Raw genomic sequence first — 23,509 nt, 5'->3', positions numbered from 1 at the left:
CACGATGCTCACGTCACACCCCTCACCCACCGTGGTGATCGTCGGGGCCGGGCATGCCGGCGGCACCCTCGCCGGCATGCTGCGGCAACAGAAGTTCGCCGGCCGGATCGTCCTGTGCGGGGAGGAAGCGCATCCGCCGTATCACCGCCCACCGCTGTCGAAGAAGTACACCGACGACGAGTTCGTGCAATGGCTCAAGCCGGAAACCTTCTACGCCGACAACGCCATCGAGACCCGGCTGGACGATCCGGTCGTACACATCGACCGGGACGCCCGGACCGCGACGACGGCGTCCGGTGCAGCTCTCGAGTACACGACGCTGGTCCTCGCGACCGGGGCCGCACCGCGGACCCTGACACTCCCCGGAAGCGACCTCGACGGTGTCCTGAGCCTGCGCACCCTCGCCGACGCCACACAATTGCGCGAGGCGGTCCACACCGGATCCTCACTGGCCATCGTCGGCGGTGGGTATGTCGGACTCGAGGTCGCAGCATCGGCCCGCGCTCGCGGGTGTGACGTGACGGTCATCGAGCGTGAGGATCGGGTATTGGCACGGGTCGCCAGCCCGGAACTTTCGGCCGCCCTCACCGAGTTCCACCGCGACCGCGGCACTCACATCCTGACGGGGGCCGAGGTCCGGGAGATCACCGGGACAGCCGGTCGAGTCGGTGGAGTCACCCTCGCCGACGGCAACCACATCGCTTGTGACCTGGTGCTGGTGGGCGTCGGAGCGATCCCCAACGATGCGCTGGCCAGGGAAGCGGGCATCGAATGCCTCACCGGGATCGTGGTGGACGGTTCGGCGCGCACCAGCGATCCACATGTTCTCGCCATCGGGGACGTGACCTACCGCCTGCACGACACACTGGGCAAGATGGTGCGACTGGAGAGCATTCCCAGCGCGGTGGAACAAGCGAAGCAGGCGGCAGCCGTCATCACGGGCGCACCACTGCCACCCCACGAGGTGCCATGGTTCTGGTCGGATCAATTCGACCTGAAAATGAAAATGGCCGGGATGGTCGATCCCGACACCCGGGCAGTGCTGCGCGGAGATCCGTCCGAGTCCGCCTTCGCCCTGTTCCACCTCGACAGCGACGGCGTGCCCGTCGCCGTCGAAACTGTCAATGCCGCAGCAGAATTCATGGCCGGAAAACGCTTTATCGGAAACCGCACCAAGCTCGACCCCACCGCGCTCGCCGATCCCGCGACCTCGTTGCGGGAAGCCGTTCTGTAGATCGTTTCGATTTCCGCCGGCCCTCCCAGGGCCGGCCCACAAGACATGGAGTACGTGACGATGGAAGCACTCGCAGCAGTCGCGAGAGAGCCGCACGCCGAATTCACCCTCGAGCCGATCACCATCGAGGGACCGAGGGCCGGCGAGGTCCTCGTCGAGATCGAAGCCGTCGGCATCTGCCACACGGACCTCGCCGCCCGCGACGGCGCCCTCCCGACCGCGCTGCCCGCCGTCCTCGGCCACGAAGGATGCGGCGTCGTACGGGAAATCGGCCCCGGCGTCACCAAGGTCGCGCCCGGCGACCGCGTGGGCATCACCTTCAACAGCTGTGGAACCTGCCCGTCGTGCACCACGGGGGCACCCTCGTACTGCCACCAGTTCATGCACCTCGCGTACGACGGGGTGCGCGAGGACGGCACGGGACCGCTGTCCACCACCGACGGTGAGCGCCTCACCGGCTTGTTCTTCGGGCAGTCCTCCTTCGCCACCTACAGCCTCGCCTTCGAGCGCAACGTCGTGAAGGTTCCCGACGACGTCCCGGCCGAACTCCTCGCTCCCCTCGGCTGCGGCATCCAGACCGGGGCGGGCGCGGTGATGCGTTCCCTGAACTGCCGGCCCGGATCTGCGGTACTCGTCGCCGGCGCCGGCTCCGTCGGCCTGGCCGCCGTCATGGGCGCCGTCGTGCAGGGCTGCACCACCATCATTGCCGTCGAACCCCATCGATCCCGGCGTGAACTCGCCCTCGAACTGGGCGCCACCCACGTCGTCGATCCTGCCGCCGGTCCACTCGTCGAGCAGGTCCGGGCCATCGTCCCGGCCGGTGTCGACTACGCGATCGACACCTCCGGCGTCCCGGCCGTGATCGAGTCGCTCGTCGGCGCCATGACCTTCCACGGCAAGATCGGTCTCATCGGCGTACCCGCCGACCCGGCGGCCTCCGTGCCGCTGAACATCATCAACTCCCTCGCCATGGGACTCACGATCACCGGGATCATCGAGGGCGACAGTGTCCCCGACGAGTTCATCCCCGAACTGGTCGAGCTCTACAAGGCGGGCAGGTTCCCGCTCGACAAGCTCGTCACCACCTTCCCCTTCGCGAAGATCAACGACGCGATCGAGGCCCAGCACCGGGGCGAGGTGCTCAAGCCCGTGCTCGTGCAGGACTGACCACCCCACCGACCCACTTTCGAGAAGGACACCCCGATGACGATCGACTACACCGATCTCTACATCCGCGGCGGATGGGTACGGCCGTCCGGCGATTCGACGATCCCGGTCATCTCGCCGAGCACCGAACAGCGGATCGGCTCGGTGCCGGACGGCACCGAGTCCGACATCGACGATGCGGTCGAGGCCGCCCGCGCGGCGTTCACCGGCCCGGACGGCTGGGCGTCGTGGAGCGCCGCCCGGCGCGCCGAGGTGCTGGGCCGCTTCGCCGACGAACTCGAATCCCGCGCCGAGGACACCGCGACCCGGGTGAGCAGCCAGAACGGCATGCCCATCAGCCTGGCCCGGCAGTTCGAGGGCGGCTTCCCGCCTATCCTGCTCCGCTACTACTCCGAGATGGCGGCGAAACAGGAGGACGAGATCCGTCCCGGCATGCTCGGCGGATCGACCCTCGTCACTCGCTCCCCCATCGGCGTGGTGGGCGCGATCGTGCCGTGGAACGTCCCCCAGGCCATCACGTTCCTCAAGCTCGCTCCGGCGCTCGCCGCCGGCTGCACCGTGGTCCTCAAGCCGTCTCCGGAGACCGTGCTCGATGCCTTCCTGATGGCCGAAGCGGCGATCGCGGCGGGCCTTCCCGCAGGTGTGCTCAACATCGTCCCGGGTGGACGTGAACTCGGCGCCTACCTGGTGGCCCACCCGGGCATCGACAAGGTCTCGTTCACCGGATCCACCGCCGCCGGCCGGGCAATCGGTCGCACGTGCGGTGAACTGCTCCGCCCCGTCACTCTCGAGCTCGGCGGCAAGTCCGCCGCCGTGGTGCTCGACGACGCCGACCTCGCCGCGAACATCGAATCCTTCTATGCGGCGACTCTGCTCAACAACGGCCAGATCTGCTGGCTCGGCACCCGCGTCCTGGCGCCGCGTTCACGCTACGACGAGATCGTCGACACCATCACAGATCTCGCGAAGAGCCTGTCGGTCGGAGACCCGCTCTCCGACACGACCCAGATGGGACCGCTGGTCTCGGCCCGTCAACGCGACCGCGTCGAGGGCTACATCGAGAAGGGCAAGTCGGACGGCGGGCGGATCACCACCGGCGGCAAGCGTCCCGCCGGGGCAGATCACGGCTGGTTCGTCGAGCCCACCATCTTCGCCGACGTCCAGACGGGGCACACCATCGCGCAGGATGAGATCTTCGGCCCGGTGCTGTCGGTCATCTCCTACACCGACGAGGCCGAGGCCGTCGCGATCGCCAACCACTCGGACTACGGCCTCGGTGGTTCGGTCTGGACCGCGGACCCCGAACGAGGTGCACGCTTCGCCCGCAACATCGCCAGCGGCACGGTCGGCATCAACGGCTACGCCAACGATCCGACTGCCCCTTTCGGTGGCATCAAGAACAGTGGACTCGGGCGAGAACTCGGGCCCGAAGGACTGGCGAGCTACCAACAGCTCAAGAGCATCTACCTCGACGTGCGATGACCCCGGCGGAAGCGCGGCGGCGTGCACGTGCACACAGCCGCGCTTCCGCGGTAGGTGTGAGAAAGGAGACACAGTGACAAAGGATGAACTCGACTTGCTCGACTTCGCGGTGAAGTGGGCACCCTACGGAGGCGGCGACGAACATGTCCTTCTCGAGTTCGGTCTCGTCCCCACCGCCTTCTACCACCGACTGCAGTGTCTCCTCGACGCACACCCGAAGATCGACGCAGGGACCCGGCAACGTCTGAAAAGCCTTTGCACACGCAAACTCGGCCATCCACCAGGCATCCATCGGAATCCGAGTTCGCGCAGCCAACGACGGTGAAATGTCCAGCGGATCCGATCCGCGACACCCGGGGTAGCCGTATCGACCTGGTACGTCGTACGCGGTTCTTCGCCTGCACGGCACGAGCACGGACCCTGCAACTCGGCTCACCGGGCGCTCGGATGATGACGGCGCGAGCTACCGAGACCGAAATTCCGCGAACCACCGTATCGCGTAGGTCTGGCGCAGCAGACCGTCTGTCCTTTCAGAGCGATACACTCGCTCGCCGTGCAGGTCGCTCAGAACGACTGGCGGGAACCGTGCACCTGGTCGTGCAGGGCCTCCATCCGGACGTCGAGGTCGCGGGCGGTCGCGGCCGCCGCCCGCAGCTCGTCGAGCAGTCCGGCGGGCACCGCCTTGTCGTACTTGTAGAAGATCTTGTGTTCGAGGCTGGCCCAGAAGTCCATCGCGACGGTGCGGATCTGCAGTTCGACGAACACCGGGTGCACGCGGTCGGACATGAAGACGGGGACCTCGACGATCGCGTGCAGGCTCCGGTATCCGTTGGGCTTCGGGCGCGCGATGTAGTCCTTGACCTGGACGACCCGGATGTCGTGCTGCCCGGTGATCAGGTCGAAGATCCGGTAGACGTCGGAGACGAAACTGCAGGTGATGCGGATGCCCGCGATGTCGTAGATGTTCTCGCGGATCGCGTCGAGGGTGAGCGGCAGGTTCTTGCGGACGGCCTTCTCGACGACCGATTCGGGAGTCTTCAGCCGCGACTTGACGTGCTCGATCGGGTTGTGGTCGTGGGTGAAGCCGAACTCCTCCCGCAGGATGTTGATCTTGGTCATCATCTCGTCGATCCCGAACTTGTAGACCATCAGGACACGGCGGAACTCCCGTTGGAGCGCGATCTGCGGTGGGTCCAGCTGGAGCTGCGCCGACTCGAGTCCTGGTTGCCTCAGCTGCACGTCGTGAGCGCCGTCCACCGTTTCCGTCACCGTCTGTCTCCTCGTCGCCTTCCCGATCGAGTCTGCCAGGTCGGCCGGGGACGCGGCCCGGCGACGACTCGCAGCCACGACGACGAGCGTGGGTACGGGGCGCAGCGACCGCGCCGGAGCGGCATGGTCGCTGCCCCGGCGCACCCCCTGACCGTCCGTCCCGAGGGATCGGATCCGGCCCCACTCAACATGTCGTATCTCCCTCCGGCACAGCAAGATCGACGAGGTAGCGCGCGACGGGAAGGTCGATGCACCACTGGCCGCTCAGCACCACCCCGTGCTGGGTCCCGCGGTACGTGACGAGCACCGCATCCAGTTGCTTCGCCAGGTCCACACCCGCTTGGTACGGCGTGGCCGGATCCTCGGTGGTGGAGACGACGACGATCGGGGGCAGGCCGTCGGCGTCCACGGCGTGCCGATCCCCCGACGGCGGCACCGGCCAGAAGGCGCACGCACCGAGCGGCGCGTTGCCGGTGCCGCGGCCGTCGTCGAGGAACGGTGCCGCTTCGCGGGACCGGGTGTCGAGTTCGCCGGCGACTGCCGGGTCGGTCAAGGCGACGTCGTCGACGCACCGCACCGCTGCCATCGCCTCGCTGGAGTTCGAGTACGAGCCGTCGGCGAACCGGCCCTCGTACATGTCGGCCAGCAGCAGCAGCGTGTCGCCCCGGCCCTGCTCCAGTTCGGTGAGTCCGGTCCGCAGGTACTCCCAGCCCTGCGGCGAGTACAGGGTGGCGATGACACCGGTGATCGCGTTCGGATAGCTCAGTCCCCGCGGATCGTCCGTGGCCGCGGGACGGTCGATCAGGGGATCGACCAGCGAGCGGAACCGCTCGACCGCGGCCGCGGGATCGGCACCGAGGGGGCAGTCCTCGCCGGTCGCGCAGTTCTCGGCGAACGCGTCGAATGCCTGCTGGAAGCCGGCGGCCTGCCGCACCGCCTCCTCGACGGGGTCCTGCTGTGGATCGAGCGCCCCGTCGAGCACCATCGCGCGCACGTTGCCGGGGAACGCCTCCGCATAGGCCGAGCCGAGCCGGGTCCCGTACGAGTATCCGAGGTAGTTCAAACCGGCGTCGCCGAGCGCGGCCCGGATGACGTCCATGTCCCGCACCACGTCGCGGGTGCCCACGTGTGCCAGCACGTCGGCGCCGGTGCGTTCGGCGCAGCGTGCCGCGTACTCCCGGCTCTTCTGTTCGGCCCGGGCAATGCCCTCGGCGGTCATGTCCACCACGGGATCCTGCCGCCAGGCGTCGGTCTCCCCGGGTGTCAGGCAGTCGATCTGCGGTGTCGACGCCCCGATTCCGCGCGGATCGAATCCGACGACGTCGAACCGCTCGGCGAGTTCGGTGCCGTCGGCGACGACGGCCGTCCCGAGCCCGGAGGCCCCCGGCCCACCCGGGTTGACGAGCAGCGATCCGATCTTCTCCCCCGTCGCCCGTGAGCGGGACAGGGCGATCTGCGCCGTGTCGCCCTCGGGGTTGTCGTAGTCGATGGGCACGGTGACCCGCGCGCACTCGAGCCCGGCTCCGACCAGGTCCGATCCGTCGGTGCTGTATCCGTCGCACGATTCCCACCGGACCTGCTGGGTGTAGAACGGTTCGAGGCCGGGCGGGATCTCACCGGTCGTCGAAGCGAAGCCGGTCGCGACGACCGGAGACGAGAACCCGCCCACCGTCAGGGCCGTCGCCGCTCCCGTTGCGGTCACCCACTGCAGGACTCGTCGCCGGATCCCGCGTTCACCGTTCGACGCCATGAATCGACCTGCCCTCCAGTGGTACTCGACCGGAGGAAGCAGATTCCTCCGCGGACCACTACAGGGTCGGCGTCGGCGGCGATCGGTACCACCACCCCGAGGGTGCCGATGGGCACCCCCTCGACGGCACCGCGCGGCCCACTCGTGCGGTCAGTCGGGCCGCTCGGCGATGCGCTTGATCGCCTCGAGGCGACGGTCCCACTGCCGTCCGATCGAGTCCAGTTCGCCGGCCAGTTCGCCGAGCCGGGCTCCGACCGCCCGGTAGCGGATCTCCCGCCCGATCCGGAACGACTCCACGAGCCCGGCATCGGCCAGCACGGTCAGGTGCTTCGCGATCGCCTGACGGCTGACCGGCAGCCGCTCCGCGAGCGCACTCGCGGACAGGTCCTCGGCGCCGATCGCGGTGAGGATGTTCCAGCGGGTTTCGTCGGCCAGTACCGCGAGCACCGCCGGAACTCCCTTCGCCACGTCGTTCACCGGGATTCCAGGAACTCCACCAAGTCGCCGAGTTCGGCGCGCCAGCCGTCGACGTTGCCGTCGTGGGCCGACTGCGGATCGACGAGTTCCTCGAAGCCGGTCTCCACCAGGGTCAGCCGGGTGCCGCCCTCGATCTCCGCGAGGTCGAACCGCACCACCGTGGAGTTGCCCGGCACCGGGTCCACGTTCGCGTCGCGCGCCCAGCGGTAGACGAGCGTCTTCGGCTCGTCCACGTGCTCGATCAGTACCCGGAAGGGACCGTGGTCATGTCCCGTCCAGCCGAACGCGCCCGTGCCGCCGGGTGTTGCGTCGAATTCGATTCTGTCGCCGAACCATTGCGCGATGAGTTCGGGTTCGGTCAGTGCGGCCCACACCTTGGTGGCCGGGGCCGCGATGTCGATGGTGCGGGTGATGTCGAGCGGGGCCATGATCGCCTCCAGTCCGGGGATAGGATTTGTGCAACTCCAGAGTTGCACCTTTCACCCCACGCTGCAACCCCCGAGTTGCACAAATCCCGGCCTTCGCCACCCCGACCGTCTCTCAGTGCGCCCGGTCGACGACCAGCACCTGGACGGCACCGAACCAGGGGAGGATCCGACCCACCAGGGCCGCAACCGGTTCGAGCCGATGCCCGAACCGCGCTGCGGTGAACAACCGGCTTCGCACCCGGGCCCGGCCGTGTCGATCACCCAGGCGGCGCAGCTCTCGCCGAGAGACGAAGCGCGCGGCCGAGTACGGCGCTCGGCGGGTGGGCCGATCGATCCACCCCCACGGACTGGTCGGATTGAGGGCGAGCGCGACGATGCGCCCGCCCGGGCGAGTGATGCGAGCCATCTCGGCGAGCACCGCCGCGGCGTCGGTGAATTCGAGGGCCGCGATCGTCACGGCGGCGTCGGCAACGGCATCCGGCACGGGCAGGCGAGTGGCATCGGCGCGCACGAGCCGGACGGGTGCCCGGCCGGCCGCGACGGACAGCATGCCCGCCGAGAGGTCCACACCGAGCACGCGGGCACCACGGTGGGCGAGATGACTCACGAGCCGCCCGGTCCCGCAGCCGACTTCGATCACGCTCCGGCCGGCCACCTCGGGGAGGATCTCGTCGACCGCGGCGCGCTCCACGACCCAGGCGTGGGCGCCCCACGGGGTGTCGAACCAGGTGTCGTAGTCCCGCGCCCGCGCAGCGTCGGTCGTCATCCGTCGCGCGGGGGCGTGGGAGTGCGGAACGGGGACTCGGAGTGCCGATCATTCTGTTCGCCGCGTTCGGAATCCACGGCCCGGGCGTCCTCGGCAGTGGTGGGCGGCGCGGAGTCGGTTCCCGGGGCGCCCTGCCCCGGATCCGCAGCGTCGATCTCTTCCCCGGATGCGCTCTTGAACGGCATGAACGGCTCGTTGACGGACATGCTGTCGGGTTCCCCGCCTCCGAGCCTCGAAACAACGGCTCGAGCCGGGCCTCGGCTGCGGGTACGCCGTCAGTCGAAATCCGGAACGGCAACGGTGTCGGACACCACGTCGTAGACGAGCAGCAGGACGCCGTTGTCGAGGACCTTGCAGTCGCGGAGCTCGAGGGTCGCCTGCGCCTCGACGGGGTCGAACAGGCGCCGGCCCGAGCCGACCAGCACGGGGTAGACGGCGAGCCGGTACTCGTCGACGAGTCCCTGACCGCGCAGGAACTCGACGAGGCTGCCGCTCCCCATGACCAGCAGGTTCTTCTCGGCCTTGAGTGCGCGGATCCCCTGCGCGACGTCACCCTCGATGCGGCTCGCGTTCCACTCCAGTTCGGTGAGCGTGGTCGTGGCGACGTGTTTGGGAATGTCGTTCATCTGGGCCTTGGAAGCATCATCCTCCCCGGGGTGGTCGGGCCAGACCGCGGCGAACTCCTGGTAGGTGGTGCGGCCGAGGAGCAACGCGTCCGCCTCGTTCAGTTCGGCGTCCTTGAATGCGGCGATCGTGTCGTTCCAGTACGGGAACGTCCACGCGGGGTTCTCCATGATGCCGTCCGCAGAGACGAACTCGGTGACGGTGACCTTGCCCATGACATCCACTCCTCTTCGGCCTGCCCCGTCCGCGCGGACGGGTGTGCTGTCCCGGATACAGACCAGCCGGCTCCGCCGAACTCATCGCGGCACGGACCGGACGGACTCAGACGACCCGCTCGAGGCTACTGCCCTCGTCGAGCCGGCGCAGCGTCCGCAGGGTGGTCCACAGCAGCGCGGTGACCACCAGCCCGACGGCGCCGTACGCAGGCAGCGCCGCAGAGATCGGCACCGACGTCGCCACCGCACCGGCGACCACCGCGCCGACGGAGGCGCCGGCGGTGACCTGCGCCGCCCACACCGCCGCGATGCGGCCCCGGTACTCGTCGGAGGTGTGCTTCTGGACCGTCGCGTACCGGACGATGTCGGTGAGCGCATCGCCGAAGCCGTGCGCGGCCAGACCGATCAGCGCCACCGCGACGGTCGCGGTGAGGCCCGCCCCGGCGAGTCCCGCGGCGGAGACGGCCATGAGCACGAAGACCGCCTGTCCGGACCGGCGGAGACGGCCGGTCCAGCCGCTGGTGAGGGAGCCGATCACCGCGCCGACTGCCGGGGCGGTGTAGAGCAGTCCCACCACCGACGGTCCCGCGCCGAGCACCTCGGTCGCGTACTCGGGGACGAGCACCGACCAGCCGGCGAGCAGCATCGTCACGAACCCGCAGACGAGCACGCCGCCGAGGACGCGGTTCGCCGCCGCGTAGCGGAAGCCGCTCACCACCGAACGCAGTGGCGACTCGTCGGCGACGTGGGTCGGCGGCAGCGCCGGCAGCCGGGTGATGCAGAAGGTCGTGATCGCGGTGGTGAACGCGGCCAGCGCGTAGGCCACCCCGACTCCCCCGGTGGCGATGACGACGCCGCCGAGCGCCGGCCCGATCATCGCGCCCAGGTCGCCGGTCAGCGCCATGAGAGCACCGGCGGCGGCCATCTTCTCCCGGGGCAGCAGGCTGGGTGTGACGGCCATGAGCGCCGTCGCGGAGATGCCCCCGCACACCCCGTCGATCACCGCCGCCACGTAGACGACCCACATCTTCGGATCGGGCAGGAACGCGTTGACCGCGAGCACCGCGAACGCCACACCCGCCGTGCCGCGCGCGAGCGCGATGACCCGCCGCCGGTCGTAGCGATCGGCGAGTACCCCGCCGGCGAAGGTGGCGGCGAACGTGGTCACGCCGAGCACCGCCGAGACCGCGGCGACCTGCGCGGTGGATCCGGTGAGCCGATACACCTGCAGGGGCACGGCCACGACGAGGAAGCCGAGTCCGAACAGCGACACGACCCGGGCAGTGAAGATGTAGCGGAATTCGCGGCTGGTGCGCAGCGGGTCGAGGTCGAGGACCAGCTTGTCGATCAGGGCCACGGCCGGGTCACCGCGAGGTGAGCAGGTCGTACCACGCCTCGAGCTGCGGTTCGGTGGCCAGGGAGACGAAGTCGACGTCCGCGCCGGCGCCGCGCCACTGTTCCACGAGCGCCATCAGGCGCACCGAGTCGAGGCCCTGATCGACGAGGCTGACTGCGGGATCCAGTTCTTCTGCCTCGATCTCGAGAAGACGCGCGATATCGATGCGGATCGTTTCGCGGTCCAGGATGCCGGACTGTGCTGACATGAGGTCACTCCTTTTCGATGGCAACGGGTTCGGGGATGCGGGCGGCGACGGTCAGGGCCTGGACCCAGCGCCGGGCCACGAGGTCGACGGTGTGCTCGTCGAGCACCTCGGCGGGCGCGGCGAATTCGCAGTCGAGCACGGGGCCTTCCGCGGTGTCCTCGACGACGGCGTCGACATGCAGGACGTGGTCGAGCGGCGTGGCCGGGTCGACGGAACCGCCGAGCGCGACGGCCTCGGGTGCGCCGGACCACGGGGCACCGGTGTCCTCCCCCAGCGTCATCCGGCCGAGGTAGTTGAACACCACCTGCGGTCGCCGATAGCGGTCGAAGGCCGGGTCCGGGGCGAGTCGGTGCAGCAGTCCGAACCCGATACCGTTGTCGGGCACAGCCTTCAAGGCTTCCGTGACGCGCGTGCGGACCGCGTGTGCGGCAGCCGCTTCGGCCAGAGCGTCCCCGGGGTCGATGCCGGACAGGTTCAACGCGACCGGGAACATCGAGGTGAACCATCCGACGGTGCGCGCGACGTCGGACCCGGGCACGATCTGCTCCTCGCGTCCGTGGCCCTCGAGTTCGACGCGCACGACGTCGCCGCCGCGGACCGAGGCCACCGCCACGGCGAGCGCCGCGAGCAGGGCGTCGTTCACGGCCCCGGAGGCGAGAACGTCCTCGGTGACCGGCACGGGGACCCGCACGTGCGTCGAGCGCAGCGCCGCGACCGTGTCGCGGACCGGGTCCAGCGGCCGCGCACCGAGCGGTGGTTCGACCGCGGGTTGCCATGCGGGCAGCGAGGTCCTGACCCGCTCGGAGCGCGCGGCCTCGGCGAGGCCGGTCGCCCACGCCCGGAACGACGTGCCCGGCGGCGTCAGCGCCACGGTCTCGCCGCGTCCGGCCTGTTCGACGGCATCGGCGAGATCCGGGACGAGGATCCGCCACGACACGCCGTCGATCACCAGGTGGTGCACGGCGACGAACACGCGGCCGGGGCGGTCCGGCCCGAAGTCGAACCAGATCACCTGCACCATCACTCCGGATTCCGGATCGAGTGCCCCGTAGGCTGTTTCACGTTCAGCAGCGAATCGGTCCGCCCACCGCTCGGCGTCGACCTCGCCGACCTCGACGCGGCGCACCAGTGTCTCGATGTCCGGTGCGTCCTCGGGGACGGTCCAGCGCGGCCCGCCGTCGGTGACGACGAACCGGGACCGCAGCATCGGATGGGTGTCGAGCAGCGCCGCGACGGCCGTTCCGAGCACGTCCACGGTGAGGCCGACGGGTGCGACGAGCAGCCGGGCCTGCGAGAACCGCGCGAGGTCGCCACCCCACGCGAGGGCCTCCCACACGATCGGGGTGATCGGCACGTCGCCCGTCGCGGCGATCGCGGGCACCGTCGCCGGGACGGCGGGTTCGTCGACGGCCGCCAGCGCCGCGACGGTGCGCAGCTCGAACACCTGCCGGGCCGTGAGCCGGAGCCCGGCGGCCCGAGCGCGGGAGACGAACTGGATCGAGACGATCGAGTCGCCGCCGAGGGCGAAGAAGTCGTCGTCGATCCCGACGCGGTCGAGGCCGAGCACCTCGGCGGCCACCTCCGCCAGCGCGGCCTCCCGCGCGGTGCGCGGCTCCCCCGAACCGGCCAGCGCCCCGAAGTCCGGCTCCGGCAGCGCCTTCCGGTCCACCTTGCCGTTGGCGGTGACGGGGAATGCGGCCAGCACGAGCACCGCGGCCGGCACCAGGTAGTCGGGGACCCGCTCGGCGAGCACGGCCCGCACGGCGGCGGGGTCCACGTCGCCGTCGGGGACGACGTAGCCGACGAGGCGGCACACCCCGCGGTCGTCGGTGTGGGCGACGGCGACGGCGTCGCGCACCCCGCGCACCGCGGTCAGCGCCGCCTCGACCTCGCCGAGCTCGACCCGGAATCCGCGGATCTTGACCTGGTCGTCGCCGCGGCCGAGGAATTCGAGGGTGACCCGGCCGTCGCCCGCCGGGACGCGGCGCACGACGTCGCCGGTGCGGTACATACGGGCGCCGGGCGGACCGAACGGGTCGGGCAGGAAGCGGGTGCCGGTCAGGTCGGGTCGGCCGAGGTAGCCCCGGGCGACGCCGGATCCGGCGACGTACAGCTCCCCCGCGACGCCGACCGGCACGGGGCGCAGCATCCGGTCGAGGACGTAGGCGGCGGCGCCGTGTACGGCCCGGCCCAGGCACGGGGTCTCGGCGTCGGTGACCTGCCCGACGAGCGAATCGACGGTGCACTCGGTGGGCCCGTAGAGGTTGAACGCACGTCCGTCGGTCAGTTCCCGCAGCCGCCGCCACAGCGCCGGGTTGACGGCCTCACCGCCGAATCCGACCGTGGCGGGGCGGTGCTCGCCGTCGAACAGCCCGGCAGCGACCATCCGGTCGAGGAACGACGGGGTGACCTCGAGGAAGTCGAGGGCGTGTTCGGCGACGTATCCGGCCATCGCCTCGGGGTCACGCACGGTGTCCTCGTCGAACACGTGCACGGCGTGCCCGTCGAGCAGCCACAGCATCGGCTGCCAGGAGGCGTCGAACCCGAACGACCACGCGTGCCCGACCCCCACGCTCGGCCGGCCCGCCGCCGCCACGGTGGGTACGTACAGGTCGGCGCGGTGGCTGTCGAACAGGCCGAGCAGGTTCGCGTGCGTGACCGCCACACCCTTCGGAAGTCCGGTGGAGCCGGAGGTGTAGATGACGTACACCGGATGCTCGGGCCGCAGCGGTGCGATTCGCTCGCGATCGGTGACGGGGGCGGCCGGACGGACCGCGAGGTCGGCACGGACCGCCTCGTCGTCGAGATCGAACACCGGCACTGCACCGAGCACCGGTCGCAGCGTGTGCGCGACGGCTCCGCCGGTGACCACGACCCGCGGCCGGGAGTCGCCGACCATGTGGGCGAGGCGCTCGGCCGGATACGACGGGTCCATCGGCACGTAGGCGCCGCCGGCGGCGTGCACGGCACAGATCGCGACCATCGTCTCGGCCGAGCGAGGCAGGGCCAGACCCACCAGTGTCTCGGGTCCGACGCCTGCGTCGATCAGCCGCCGTGCCAGCCGCGCCGCGGCGGCGCCGAGCTCGGCGAAGGTCAGGCGCTCGTTCCCGCACACCACGGCCGTCGCGTCCGGGGTGCGGGCGATCTGCGCCGCGAGCAGGTCGGGCACGGTGGCGTGCCCGCTCGACGATGCCGGAGCGGTCGACGAGAGCTCGTGCCACCGTTCCCCTTCGGCCGGACCGAGGATGTCGAGCTGCGCGACGCGCCGCGGTCGGCCGCCGGCGAACTGCTCGAGGAGATGCACGAGCCGGCGGCCGATCCCCTCGGCGTCGTCGGCGGTGAACAGCGCCCGCTGGTATTCGAGGGTGAGGGCGAGCTCGTCGTCGAGTCCGGCGACGAGCACAAGCGGGAAGTTGGTGGCGTCGTGGCCGCGGACGTCGGTGACGTCGAGGCCGCCGGAACGCTGCGCCCGGGCGAGGGCGTCGGTGTCGATCGGGTAGCTCTCGAACACGACGAGGGTGTCGAAGAGTTCTCCGACGCCGACGGCGCGCTGGATGTCGGCGAGTCCGACGTACTGGTGATCGAGGAGCCGGTTCTGCTCGTCCTGGACGCGGCGGAGCAGATCGTCAGTGGGTTCGCCGGGGCGCAGCGCGACGCGCACGGGCACGGTGTTGATGAACAGACCGATCATCGTCTCGATTCCGGGCACGTCCGGGACGCGGCCGGAGACGACGGCACCGAAGGTCACATCCGTGCGGTCGAGCCGGGCGCCGAGAAGGACCGCCCACGCGGTCTGCACCGCGGTGTTCACGGTGACGCCGAGCTCGCGGCAGCGGCGCTGCAGTCCCGCAGCCAGTCCGGCCGGAACCGGCACGGGGAGTTCGACGGGCAGCGTGGCGTCGAGCGACGAGCCGGCGGGGGTGAGCAGCGTGGGTTCCTCGACCCCGGCGAGCGCCTCGGTCCAGCGGCGCAGTCCGTCGTCGGTGTCGCGGGCGCCCAGCCAGGCGAGATAGTCGGTGAACGGCCGGACCGTGGGCAGCGCCGCCGGATCGGCCCCCGCCCCGTACAGGGTGAACAGTTCCTGCACGAGCAGCGGCGACGACCACCCGTCGAGCAGCAGGTGGTGCGCGGCGAGGATCAACCGGTGCCGGTCCGGCGCGAGGCACACGAGCGTGAACCGCACCAGCGGCGCGGCCGCGACGTCGAACCGGGTGGCGCGGTCGGCGGCGACGAGCTCGTCGCTGCGCTCCTCGACCGGCCGAATGTCACATTGCGTCGATCCGACCGACGCGATGTGACATTCGGCCACGGGGGCGGGGGTGGTCCCGGGGGTGGGTGTGAGGGCGACGTCCGTCCACCGCAGGCCCGGGTCCCGGAGGACGACGCCGATCGGGTCGCCCGCCGCAGTGGTGCGGAACCCGGTGCGCAGATTCGCGTGCCGGTGCAGCAACGCGGCGGCGCTGCGCCGCAGGGTGTCCCGGTCGAGATCACCGCGCAGATCGAGGACGGTCTGCATCGAGTACACGTCGGTCCCGGTGCCGCCGTCGAGACCGGCGAGGAAGAACATCCCGCGCTGCAACGGCGTCAGCGGCACGATGTCGTCGATCGGGCCGAGTTCGGCGGTGAGCGAGTCCAGTTCCGTAATGGTCAGCCCGGGGTAGGTCAGATCCGACGGGGTGGGACCGCCGGCGCCGGGGGCGTCGGCGTGCCGGGCCAGCGCGGTCAGGGCCTCCACCCAGCGACGGGAGACGAGTGTGAGGGTTTCCTCGTCGAGGACCTCCGCCGCGGTGAATTCGCAGACGATCTCGGGTCCGGCGGGGCCGTCCTCGGTGACGGCGTTGACGTCCAGGACGTGGTCGAGCGGGGTGCCGGGATCGACGGCGCCGCCGAGCGCGCCCGCCTCCGGTGCGGTGGACCACTCCTGACCGGTGTTCTCCCCCAGCGTCATCCGGCCGAGGTAGTTGAACATCACTTCGGGAGAACGGTATCCGGGGAAGTTCCGCGTTCCCTCCGGGGCGAGCCGCCGCAGCAGCCCGAATCCGATGCCGTCGTCGGGCAGTGCCCGCAGCGACTCCTTGACCTGTGCGAGAGCGGTCCCGGTGGCGGCGGTTCCGGCGAGTGCCTCGTGCGGATCGATGCCGGACACGTCGAGCACGGCGGGGTACAGGGTGGTGAACCAGCCGACGGTGCGGGACAGGTCGGCGCCCGGCACGACGTGCTCGGCGCGGCCGTGGCCCTCGAGGTGCACGCGCAGCCCGTCGCCGCCGCGTACCGACGTCACGGCCAGCGCAAGGGCGGTGAGCAGCACATCCGCGACGCCCGCCCGGTACGCGGCGGGCACGGTGGTGAGCACCTTCTCGGCGACCGCCACGGGGACCCGCACCTCGCGCGACCGGGTGGTGGCGACGGTGTCGCGCGCCGGATCCAGCGGGCGGGCACCGAGCCGCGGTTCCGCGGTTCCGGCGATCTGCTGCCAGCGCGGCAGGGACTGCGCGATGCGGTCGGACGCGGCGGCTGCCGTGAGCCCGAGCGCCCAGTCCCGGAAGGAGGTGCCGGCCGGCTCGAGGTCCGGCGCGGTGCCCCGCCGCGCCTGATCGACGGCGGCCGCGAGGTCGGGAACCAGGATCCGCCACGACACACCGTCGACGACGAGGTGGTGCACGACGACGAACACCCGGCCCGCGGCGCCGGGGCCGGCGTCGAGGAACAGCACGCGGATCATCCGTCCGGCCGCGGGGTCGAGCTCCGCCAGGGCGCGAGCACGTTCGGTCTCGAACAGCGCCCGCCACCGCGGGCCGTCGAGGCCTGCCGCATCGACGCGGCGCACCACGCTCTCGGGGTCCGGAACATCTTCGGGGACTATCCATTCCGCATTGTCGCCGGCCACGGTGAGCCGTGAGCGCAGCATGGGGTGGGTGCGCAGCAGCGCGGCGACGGCGGCGACGAGGTGCGCTTCGGTGAGCCCGGCCGGGGCGACGAGCAGGCGGGACTGCGCGAAGCGCCGCAGATCCCCTCCGTGGTCGAGGGTTTCGCGCACGATCGGGGTGAGCGGGACCGGACCGGTGGCCGCGACGACGGGCCGCGCCGGCTGCTCGTCCCCGGTGTCGGCGTCGCAGGCCGCAGCGAGCGCGGCGACGGTGCGCAGTTCGAACACCTGACGCGCGGTGATCCGCACGTCGGCGGTGCGGGCGCGGGACACCAGCTGGATCGAGACGATGGAATCGCCGCCGAGGGTGAAGAAGTCGTCGTCGATGCCGACGCGGTCGAGACCGAGGACCTCCGCGAACGCGGAGCACAACGCCGCCTCCGTGTCGGTGCGGGGCTCACCGGATCCGGCGAGGGCACCGAAGTCCGGCTCCGGCAGGGCCTTCCGGTCGACCTTGCCGTTCGCCGTGGTCGGCAGGACCGGCAGCGGCAGGATCACGGCGGGCACCAGGTAGTCGGGCAGCCGGGCGGCGACCGCGGCGCGCACGGCCCCGGGATCCGCCGTTCCGGTGACGTAGCCGACCAGGCGACGCACGGCGCGGGCGTCGGTGTGGGCGACGACGACCGCGGCATCCACCCCCGGCACGGCACCCAGCGCGGCCTCGACCTCGCCGAGTTCGACGCGGAAACCACGGATCTTGACCTGGTCGTCGGCGCGGCCCACGTATTCGAGGGCGCCCCGCGCGGTGGCGACCGGGTCGGGTGACCACCGCACGGTGTCGATCGGGTCGGGTGACCACCGCACGGTGTCGATCGGGTCCGGTAGCCACCGCACGGTGTCGACCGGGTCCGGTAGCCACCGCACGGTGCCGACCGGGTCCGGTAGCCACCGCACGATGTCACCGGTGCGGTACATCCGGTCCCCGGTGAACGGGTCGGCGACGAACCGCTCCCCCGTCCGGCCGGGCTGTCCCAGGTAGCCGCGGGCGAGACCGCCGCCGGCGACGTAGAGTTCCCCGGCCACACCGGGCGGCGCCGGTCGCAGCCACCGGTCCAGCACGTACAGCCGGGTGCCGGGGGTCGGACCGCCGATGGTGACGGTGTCGCCGCCGATCCGGGTGTATGCGGCGTCGACGGTGCATTCGGTGGGGCCGTAGCAGTTGTAGGCCTCGACGTCGTCCGCGGCGCGCAGTCGCTGCCACAGCGCCGACCCGACGGCCTCGCCGCCGACGGTGACCGTGGCGGGCCGGTGGCGGTCCCCGTCGAGCAGACCGGCGTCGAGCAGACCACTCATCAGCACGGGCACGCAGTCGACGTGGTCGATGCGGTGGGTGCGCACGTAGTCGACGACGAATGCGGTGTCGCTGCGGTGCTCGTCGGGCAGCACGTGCAGGGTGTGCCCGGACAGCAGCCAGGTCAGGGCGGCGACGGCCGAGTCGAAGGCGAAAGGGTAGGTGAGCAGCACCCGCCGTGTGCCCGATGCCGACGGCATGATCGTCTCTCTCTGTGCGGCAAGGAAATCGGCGAGATTGGCGTGGGTGACGACGACGCCCTTGGGGAGACCGGTGGAGCCGGAGGTGTAGACGACGTACGCGGTGTGGCCGGGGCGGAGCGGCCGGCGACGGTCGGCGTCGGTCACCGCGGCGGCGGGCAGTGCGGTGAGCCGGGCCTGCACGTCCGGATCGTCCAGCACGACGACGTGCGCACCACCGCCGGGGAGGGTCGCTCCGAGTTCCGCGGCGACGGCGCCGGTGGTGAGCACGACGCCGGGACGGGCGTCGGCGACCATGTGGGCGAGCCGGTCCGCCGGGTACGACGGGTCGAGCGGAAGGTAGGCACCGCCTGCGGCGAGCACCGCGAGGATGGCCTCGACGGTCGCGGCGGAGCGCGGCAGGGCCAGGCCCACGAGCACGTCGGGTCCGACACCGAGCTCGATCAGCAGCCGCGCGAGCCGCGCCGAGTTCGCTCCCAGTTCCGCGAAGGTGCGCTCCTCGGCGCCGCACACCACCGCGAGGGTGCCGGGCTCCCCCGGGGCGGGCAGCGCCGCGACGGTGCCATCCGCGGGAGCGGCCGGTGCGACGGACCACGTGCCGAGGACGCGACCGCGCTCGGCGCCGGTGAGCAGGTCCAGCCCGGCGGCCGGGCGGTCCGGCGCGGCGGCGAGAGTGTCGAGGATGTGGACGAGGCGGTCGGCGAGGGCGGCGGCGTCGTCCGCGGTGAACACACCGGGCCGGTAGTCGAGGGTCATGACGAGGGTCTCGGCGACACCCGCGGTGAGCACGAGCGGATAGTTGGTGGCGTCGCGGCCCTCGACGGCGGCGATCGTGACCCCGCCCGCGCGCTCGGCGCGGTCGAGCGCGTCCCGGTCCACGGGGTAGCTCTCGAAGACGGTGAGGGTGTCGAACAGCTCCCCGAGCCCGGTCTCCCGCTGGACCTCGGCGAGGCCGAGGTACTGATGGTCGACGGTGCGGGACTGCGCCAGCTGCACCTGTCGCAGCAACTCGGTGACGGTGGCGCGGGGATCCAGGCGCACCCGCACGGGCACGGTGTTGATGAACAGCCCGACCATGGATTCGACGCCGGTCAGTTCCGGCGGTCGCCCGGAGACGGTGGCGCCGAAGACGATGTCGTCGCGGCCGAGGAGTCCGGACAGCAGCAGCGCCCAGCCGGTCTGCAGGACGGTGTTGAGGGTGACGCCGGCGTCGCGGGCGAGGCCGGTGAGCCGGTCGTTCAGCTCGACCGGCACGTCGACGGCGAGTGCGACGGTGGGTGTGGTGGCGCGGGTGGCGCCGGGCGGGGCGACGAGGCTCGGTTCGGTGAGCCCGTCGAGGGATTCGCGCCACAGCGCGCGAGCGGCGTCGTGGTCCTGCCGGTCGAGCCAGCTGAGGTAGTCGCGGAAGGGCCGCACCGGGGCCAGCCCGGCGGCGGTGCCGCCGGCGGCGTAGATCTCGAGGAGTTCGCGCACCAGGATCGGGGTGGACCAGCCGTCGACGACGATGTGGTGGGCGGTGAGCACCAACCGCACGTCGTCGGGCCCGAATCGCACGAACAGCCAGCGGATCAGCGGTGGCCGCGCGAGGTCGAACCAGTCGCGCAGATCCTCGTCGAGCAGATCCGCGAGACGTCGCTCGGACTCGTCGACCGCGAAACCGGTGAGATCGACACTGCGCCAAAGCGCCTCGACACCGCGCACGACGAGCCCGGCGGTGCGGCCGTCCTTGCGGGGACGGAAACACGTGCGCAGGGCAGGGTGCCGGTCCAGCAGCGCCTGCGCGGAGGCTCGCAGGGTGTCCTCGTCCACCCGCCCGGTCAGGCGCAGCACGGACTGCACGGTGTAGGCGTCCGGTTCGACGGCTCCGGCGGCACGGGCGGCGTCGTCGGGCGCGGCGACGGTGCTGAGGTAGAGCAGGCCCTGCTGCAGCGGCGAGAGGGGAACGATGTCTTCGAGCGCGGAGGTGCGGGTCATGGCTGCCTATCGGAGCGGGTGTGCGACGAGCACGGCCCCCGGTCGCCGGACGCGGGGGCCGTGGGTGCCGGGAGGGCTACTGCTGCTGGTTCGCGGGCAGCGCGGCGAGCGCCTGATCGATGGAATCGAGTGCGAGCAGCGCGGTCTCGTAGGTCGCGGCGTGGGAGTGCCGGACCGGGACCAGGTTTCCAGCCTGCACGGCGGGCAGGGCCTGCCACAGCGGGGAGGCCATCAGCTCCTGCAGCTCGGGCGAGACGGACCCGTCGCCCTCGACGCCGTAGACGATGACGTCGACGTCCCCGAGGTTCCGGCCGATCTCCTCGACGGAGAGGTACTCGCCGTGCACGGCCTCGGGATCGGCGGGCTGACCGGGGAATTGCAGGTCGAGGTCCTGGAAGAGGTTGGTGGTGTACGAGGAGGCGTACTCGCGGTAGAACTCACCCGGCTCGGTGCCGCACACATTGCAGACCCCGGCGAAGGTCAGGTTCCCGAGGGTGCCGCGGTACTTGTCGGCGATCTCGGCGGCACGCGCCTCGTACTGTTCCTTGTACTCGCCGTACTCCTCGGAGACGCCGGCGGCGTCGGCGTACTGCTCGCCGAGCATGCGCCAGTCACCGGGGTCGGTCAGGCCGAGGAAGACCACCGGAGCGAGCGCCTCGAGCTTGGCCGTGTCGAGCTGCGACTGCACGCGCGCGGGCACGCCCATGATGATCAGGTCGGGTGCGGCGGCGGCCACGGCCTCGTAGTCGAGTTCGCTCACGGCTCCGTCCGGCGCCACCTTGGGCAGGGCCTCGTACGCGGCCTCGGTCTCGGCGTCCATGTTGTCGAGCTCGCGGGTCCACTCGCAGGCCGCAGCCAGGTTCGCCTCGGCCTGGAGCAGCGGCAGGACCGCGTAGCCGCAGGCGACGATGCGCTGCGGATCGGCCGGGATCTCGATCGACCCGTTCTGCGCCTCGAACGTGCGCGTGGTGCTCGCGCCGGACTCCTCACCGGTGCCGCTGTCGCTGCCGCATCCCGCGAGGCCGATCGCCAGCATCGCCGCCGCGCCGATCGCCGCCGCGCGGCGCACCCGGCCCAGTCCCTCAACCCGCATCGCTCACTCCCACATGTCTGTTCGCCGGGCACCTGCCCGAACTCAGTTGGTTAGGCTAACCGAACCTACTCTGCGCGCCAAGCGCTACGTCTCCGGACCACGGCGTCCCCTCACGCGTCGCGCCGGTCCGAGCCGCCGGCTCCCCCGCCACCGCGTCGCCACCACCGCAGCCGCACACGCACCGCCCCTCCGGTGCGGAGGCCGACCCTGCCGCAACCCCGACCTCGGCGAGGCAGGCAACACCGCCTCGGTGGACACCCTCGCCTCCTGAAGATGCTCCTCGCGCCGGCGCGGCCCGAGGTGGACGCCGTGCGGCACCCGACGGGTGGGCGACACCGCCCCGATCCTGGAGAAATGGCACGATGGCGCGGTGAGCATCGGTAGCTATCTGGCCCTGATGGGCGTCTGGCTGGCCGGGGTCGTCTCCCCCGGACCGGATGCTGTTGTGGTGCTGCGACAGTCGGTCCTGGGGTCCCGCCGCCTCGGGATCGCCACAGCCCTCGGGATCGCCACCGGAATCGCGGTCTGGGTCACCGTAGCGATGCTGGGTGTGGCGGCCGGACCACCGAAGGTGCTCGCCGCCGTCCAGATCCTCGGGGCGGCGCTGCTGCTGTACCTGGCCGTGGCGACCCTCCGGGCGCGGCCCCTCACCGACACCGCAACGGGCGCATCGCCGCAATCCCCGTCGACGTCCTTCGCGCTCGGTGTCGCCACCAACATCACCAACCCGAAAGCGGTGGTGTTCTTCATGGCCGTGTTCGCCACACTGATACCGCAGCACGCCTCCGGAGCAGACAAACTCACCGTGGCGGTGTTGCTGATCGCCTCCGAAGCCGCGTGGTTCGGTGCCCTCGCCTGGTTCGCATCCGCGAAAGTCGTCGACCACTGGCTGCGGTCCCATGCCCGCGCGTTCGCCCGCACCACCTCCGCGGTCCTGACGATTCTCGCCGGGGTCGTGCTGTGGTCGGGCACAACAGAACTACTCGCCTGACCCCGGGCGACCTCGAGTCGGGCGCACCGGCCCGGCCACCCCCTCCACCCGAGCAATCGGAGGGTGCCACGCCCACGACCTTCGCGCACTGCTCCCGTGCAACCGCATCTGCGCGACGGGCTCACCGCAGGGCGCGTATCCCCAGATTCCCGCGACCCCTCATTTCGACGAGGCCGAGAGGATCACGTCACCCGTTGGCTGCTTGAACGACCCTGCTGTGCGCGGGTTCTCCGGCCTGTCGGAGGGGCTCACCGCCCAGGACGGGGGACATCGGCGGAAGTCAGAGGGCCGGTATGCCTACGGTTCGGGTCGGGGCACCCTCGGGAGAGGCGGCGTTCAGCTGCTGGACGTCGGCGCTGTGGGCGCGCAGCGCTGCGCGGACTTCGACGCCGGCCCGGCGTCGGCACTGTCGCCGTCCCGGTCGTGGACGACCACAATCAGCACGGCCCGTGACGGCGACACCGATCGGACGCGATGGGGGGTATTCGCGTCGAAGTAGAGGCTGTCCCCCTCGTCCAGGGTGATCACCTGATCGGGGATGCTCACCTCGACAGTCCCCTCCTTGACAAGGATGAACTCTTCACCCGGGTGCTCCATGTAGTCGGATCCGGGTTGCGTCGTCGGGTGAACAATGAACGGCTGCATGGATTTACCGATCATGCGGGTGGCGACGGCGTCGTAGACCGCACTCCCGTCGCGCTCGTCGACCTGCGCGCGCTCACCTCGCCGCTCGACCGTCATCATGCTGTTGTCGGGGCTGTCGGAGAACAGCTGACTGACATCGGCGTCCAGGGCCCGCGCGATCTTCAGCGCCACCGCGATCGACGGTGTACTGATCCCTCGCTCGACCTTCGACAGGTAGCTCTTGGTCAGCCCGGTGCCCTCGGCGAGGGCCTCCAAGGTCAACCCCGCCCGGCGTCGATGCGACCGCAGTAGCGCCGCCATCGTGTCCACACCTCCCTCTCGGTTGCGCCCGCGAAGACAGGCGTCCCCGCACACGCCCACCCTACCGACCACG

At 71.0% G+C, this 23,509-nt stretch carries 16 protein-coding genes; 4 read left to right on the top strand and 12 right to left on the bottom strand.

The features are described 5' to 3' along the window. Positions 1 to 4: 4 nt before the first annotated feature. From QNA09_RS02615 to QNA09_RS02605, 3 genes are read left to right on the top strand one after another with little or no spacing between them, the layout of a single operon-like run. Positions 5 to 1,234 (top strand): NAD(P)/FAD-dependent oxidoreductase, encoded by a 1,230-nt coding sequence (locus tag QNA09_RS02615; RefSeq protein ID WP_102031077.1) that lies wholly within the window; start codon positions 5 to 7, stop codon positions 1,232 to 1,234. A 60-nt stretch (positions 1,235 to 1,294) separates the two neighbouring features. Next, a complete protein-coding gene (locus tag QNA09_RS02610; RefSeq protein WP_119700269.1) occupies positions 1,295 to 2,401 on the top strand; it encodes an NAD(P)-dependent alcohol dehydrogenase in 1,107 nt (368 codons plus the stop codon). Between the two features lie 36 nt (positions 2,402 to 2,437). Further along, on the top strand, positions 2,438 to 3,883 hold the full coding sequence (locus QNA09_RS02605) for an aldehyde dehydrogenase (protein ID WP_119699407.1): 1,446 nt from the start codon (positions 2,438 to 2,440) through the stop codon (positions 3,881 to 3,883). Positions 3,884 to 4,447: 564 nt separating this feature from the next. Here QNA09_RS02605 and QNA09_RS02600 read toward each other — a convergent pair. The 11 genes from QNA09_RS02600 to QNA09_RS02550 form a co-directional block, all read right to left on the bottom strand. Continuing rightward, complete coding sequence (locus QNA09_RS02600; protein ID WP_372471612.1) at positions 4,448 to 5,152, bottom strand: GTP pyrophosphokinase family protein; 705 nt, start codon at positions 5,150 to 5,152, stop codon at positions 4,448 to 4,450. Positions 5,153 to 5,336: 184 nt separating this feature from the next. After that, complete coding sequence (locus QNA09_RS02595) at positions 5,337 to 6,902, bottom strand: alpha/beta hydrolase (RefSeq protein ID WP_119699406.1); 1,566 nt, start codon at positions 6,900 to 6,902, stop codon at positions 5,337 to 5,339. A 150-nt stretch (positions 6,903 to 7,052) separates the two neighbouring features. Further along, the gene (locus QNA09_RS02590) at positions 7,053 to 7,379 is read right to left on the bottom strand and encodes a helix-turn-helix transcriptional regulator (RefSeq protein WP_003936742.1); all 327 of its coding nucleotides are present in this window, start codon (positions 7,377 to 7,379) and stop codon (positions 7,053 to 7,055) included. Next, positions 7,376 to 7,807, bottom strand: a complete 432-nt coding sequence (locus QNA09_RS02585) for an SRPBCC family protein (RefSeq protein ID WP_119699405.1) — start codon at positions 7,805 to 7,807, stop codon at positions 7,376 to 7,378. Before QNA09_RS02585 ends, QNA09_RS02590 begins: the two co-directional genes overlap by 4 nt. Before the next feature lie 112 nt (positions 7,808 to 7,919). Beyond that, positions 7,920 to 8,573, bottom strand: a complete 654-nt coding sequence (locus QNA09_RS02580; RefSeq protein ID WP_119699404.1) for a class I SAM-dependent methyltransferase — start codon at positions 8,571 to 8,573, stop codon at positions 7,920 to 7,922. Then, the gene (locus QNA09_RS02575; protein ID WP_003936745.1) at positions 8,570 to 8,779 is read right to left on the bottom strand and encodes a hypothetical protein; all 210 of its coding nucleotides are present in this window, start codon (positions 8,777 to 8,779) and stop codon (positions 8,570 to 8,572) included. Before QNA09_RS02575 ends, QNA09_RS02580 begins: the two co-directional genes overlap by 4 nt. A gap of 69 nt (positions 8,780 to 8,848) precedes the next feature. Further along, on the bottom strand, positions 8,849 to 9,412 hold the full coding sequence (locus QNA09_RS02570; RefSeq protein ID WP_003936746.1) for a dihydrofolate reductase family protein: 564 nt from the start codon (positions 9,410 to 9,412) through the stop codon (positions 8,849 to 8,851). Between the two features lie 106 nt (positions 9,413 to 9,518). Further along, positions 9,519 to 10,769, bottom strand: coding sequence for an enterobactin transporter EntS (gene entS, locus QNA09_RS02565; protein ID WP_119699403.1), 1,251 nt, complete (start codon positions 10,767 to 10,769; stop codon positions 9,519 to 9,521). A 7-nt stretch (positions 10,770 to 10,776) separates the two neighbouring features. Continuing rightward, positions 10,777 to 11,016, bottom strand: coding sequence for a phosphopantetheine-binding protein (locus tag QNA09_RS02560; protein ID WP_119699402.1), 240 nt, complete (start codon positions 11,014 to 11,016; stop codon positions 10,777 to 10,779). Positions 11,017 to 11,020: 4 nt separating this feature from the next. After that, positions 11,021 to 20,407, bottom strand: a complete 9,387-nt coding sequence (locus QNA09_RS02555; protein ID WP_308072279.1) for a non-ribosomal peptide synthetase — start codon at positions 20,405 to 20,407, stop codon at positions 11,021 to 11,023. Between the two features lie 76 nt (positions 20,408 to 20,483). After that, positions 20,484 to 21,500, bottom strand: a complete 1,017-nt coding sequence (locus QNA09_RS02550) for an ABC transporter substrate-binding protein (protein ID WP_010593776.1) — start codon at positions 21,498 to 21,500, stop codon at positions 20,484 to 20,486. 370 nt (positions 21,501 to 21,870) lie between these two features. Between QNA09_RS02550 and QNA09_RS02545 the strand changes: the two genes are divergently transcribed. Next, positions 21,871 to 22,491, top strand: a complete 621-nt coding sequence (locus QNA09_RS02545; RefSeq protein WP_172603549.1) for a LysE family translocator — start codon at positions 21,871 to 21,873, stop codon at positions 22,489 to 22,491. Between the two features lie 336 nt (positions 22,492 to 22,827). On the opposite strand, the gene QNA09_RS02540 is transcribed toward QNA09_RS02545, so the two are convergent. Next, the gene (locus tag QNA09_RS02540; protein WP_048772684.1) at positions 22,828 to 23,436 is read right to left on the bottom strand and encodes a helix-turn-helix domain-containing protein; all 609 of its coding nucleotides are present in this window, start codon (positions 23,434 to 23,436) and stop codon (positions 22,828 to 22,830) included. Positions 23,437 to 23,509: the final 73 nt, after the last annotated feature.

It is taken from the genome of Rhodococcus sp. AH-ZY2 (assembly GCF_030916465.1).
In the GTDB taxonomy this organism is placed as follows: Bacteria; Actinomycetota; Actinomycetes; order Mycobacteriales; family Mycobacteriaceae; genus Rhodococcus; species Rhodococcus ruber.
The sequence above is the reverse complement of the archived record's forward strand: the minus strand, read 5'-3'. Positions and strand labels throughout refer to the sequence as shown.

Excerpts from the sequence above, each read along its gene's own strand:
- QNA09_RS02570 (WP_003936746.1), bottom strand. The coding sequence starts at position 9,412 with ATGGGCAAGGTCACCGTCACCGAGTTCGTCTCTGCGGACGGCATCATG.
- QNA09_RS02615 (WP_102031077.1), top strand. The coding sequence starts at position 5 with ATGCTCACGTCACACCCCTCACCCACCGTGGTGATCGTCGGGGCCGGG.
- QNA09_RS02610 (WP_119700269.1), top strand. The coding sequence starts at position 1,295 with ATGGAAGCACTCGCAGCAGTCGCGAGAGAGCCGCACGCCGAATTCACC.
- QNA09_RS02580 (WP_119699404.1), bottom strand. The coding sequence starts at position 8,573 with ATGACGACCGACGCTGCGCGGGCGCGGGACTACGACACCTGGTTCGAC.
- QNA09_RS02585 (WP_119699405.1), bottom strand. The coding sequence starts at position 7,807 with ATGGCCCCGCTCGACATCACCCGCACCATCGACATCGCGGCCCCGGCC.
- QNA09_RS02550 (WP_010593776.1), bottom strand. The coding sequence starts at position 21,500 with ATGCGGGTTGAGGGACTGGGCCGGGTGCGCCGCGCGGCGGCGATCGGC.
- QNA09_RS02555 (WP_308072279.1), bottom strand. The coding sequence starts at position 20,407 with ATGACCCGCACCTCCGCGCTCGAAGACATCGTTCCCCTCTCGCCGCTG.
- QNA09_RS02575 (WP_003936745.1), bottom strand. The coding sequence starts at position 8,779 with ATGTCCGTCAACGAGCCGTTCATGCCGTTCAAGAGCGCATCCGGGGAA.
- QNA09_RS02595 (WP_119699406.1), bottom strand. The coding sequence starts at position 6,902 with ATGGCGTCGAACGGTGAACGCGGGATCCGGCGACGAGTCCTGCAGTGG.
- QNA09_RS02605 (WP_119699407.1), top strand. The coding sequence starts at position 2,438 with ATGACGATCGACTACACCGATCTCTACATCCGCGGCGGATGGGTACGG.
- QNA09_RS02560 (WP_119699402.1), bottom strand. The coding sequence starts at position 11,016 with ATGTCAGCACAGTCCGGCATCCTGGACCGCGAAACGATCCGCATCGAT.
- QNA09_RS02540 (WP_048772684.1), bottom strand. The coding sequence starts at position 23,436 with ATGGCGGCGCTACTGCGGTCGCATCGACGCCGGGCGGGGTTGACCTTG.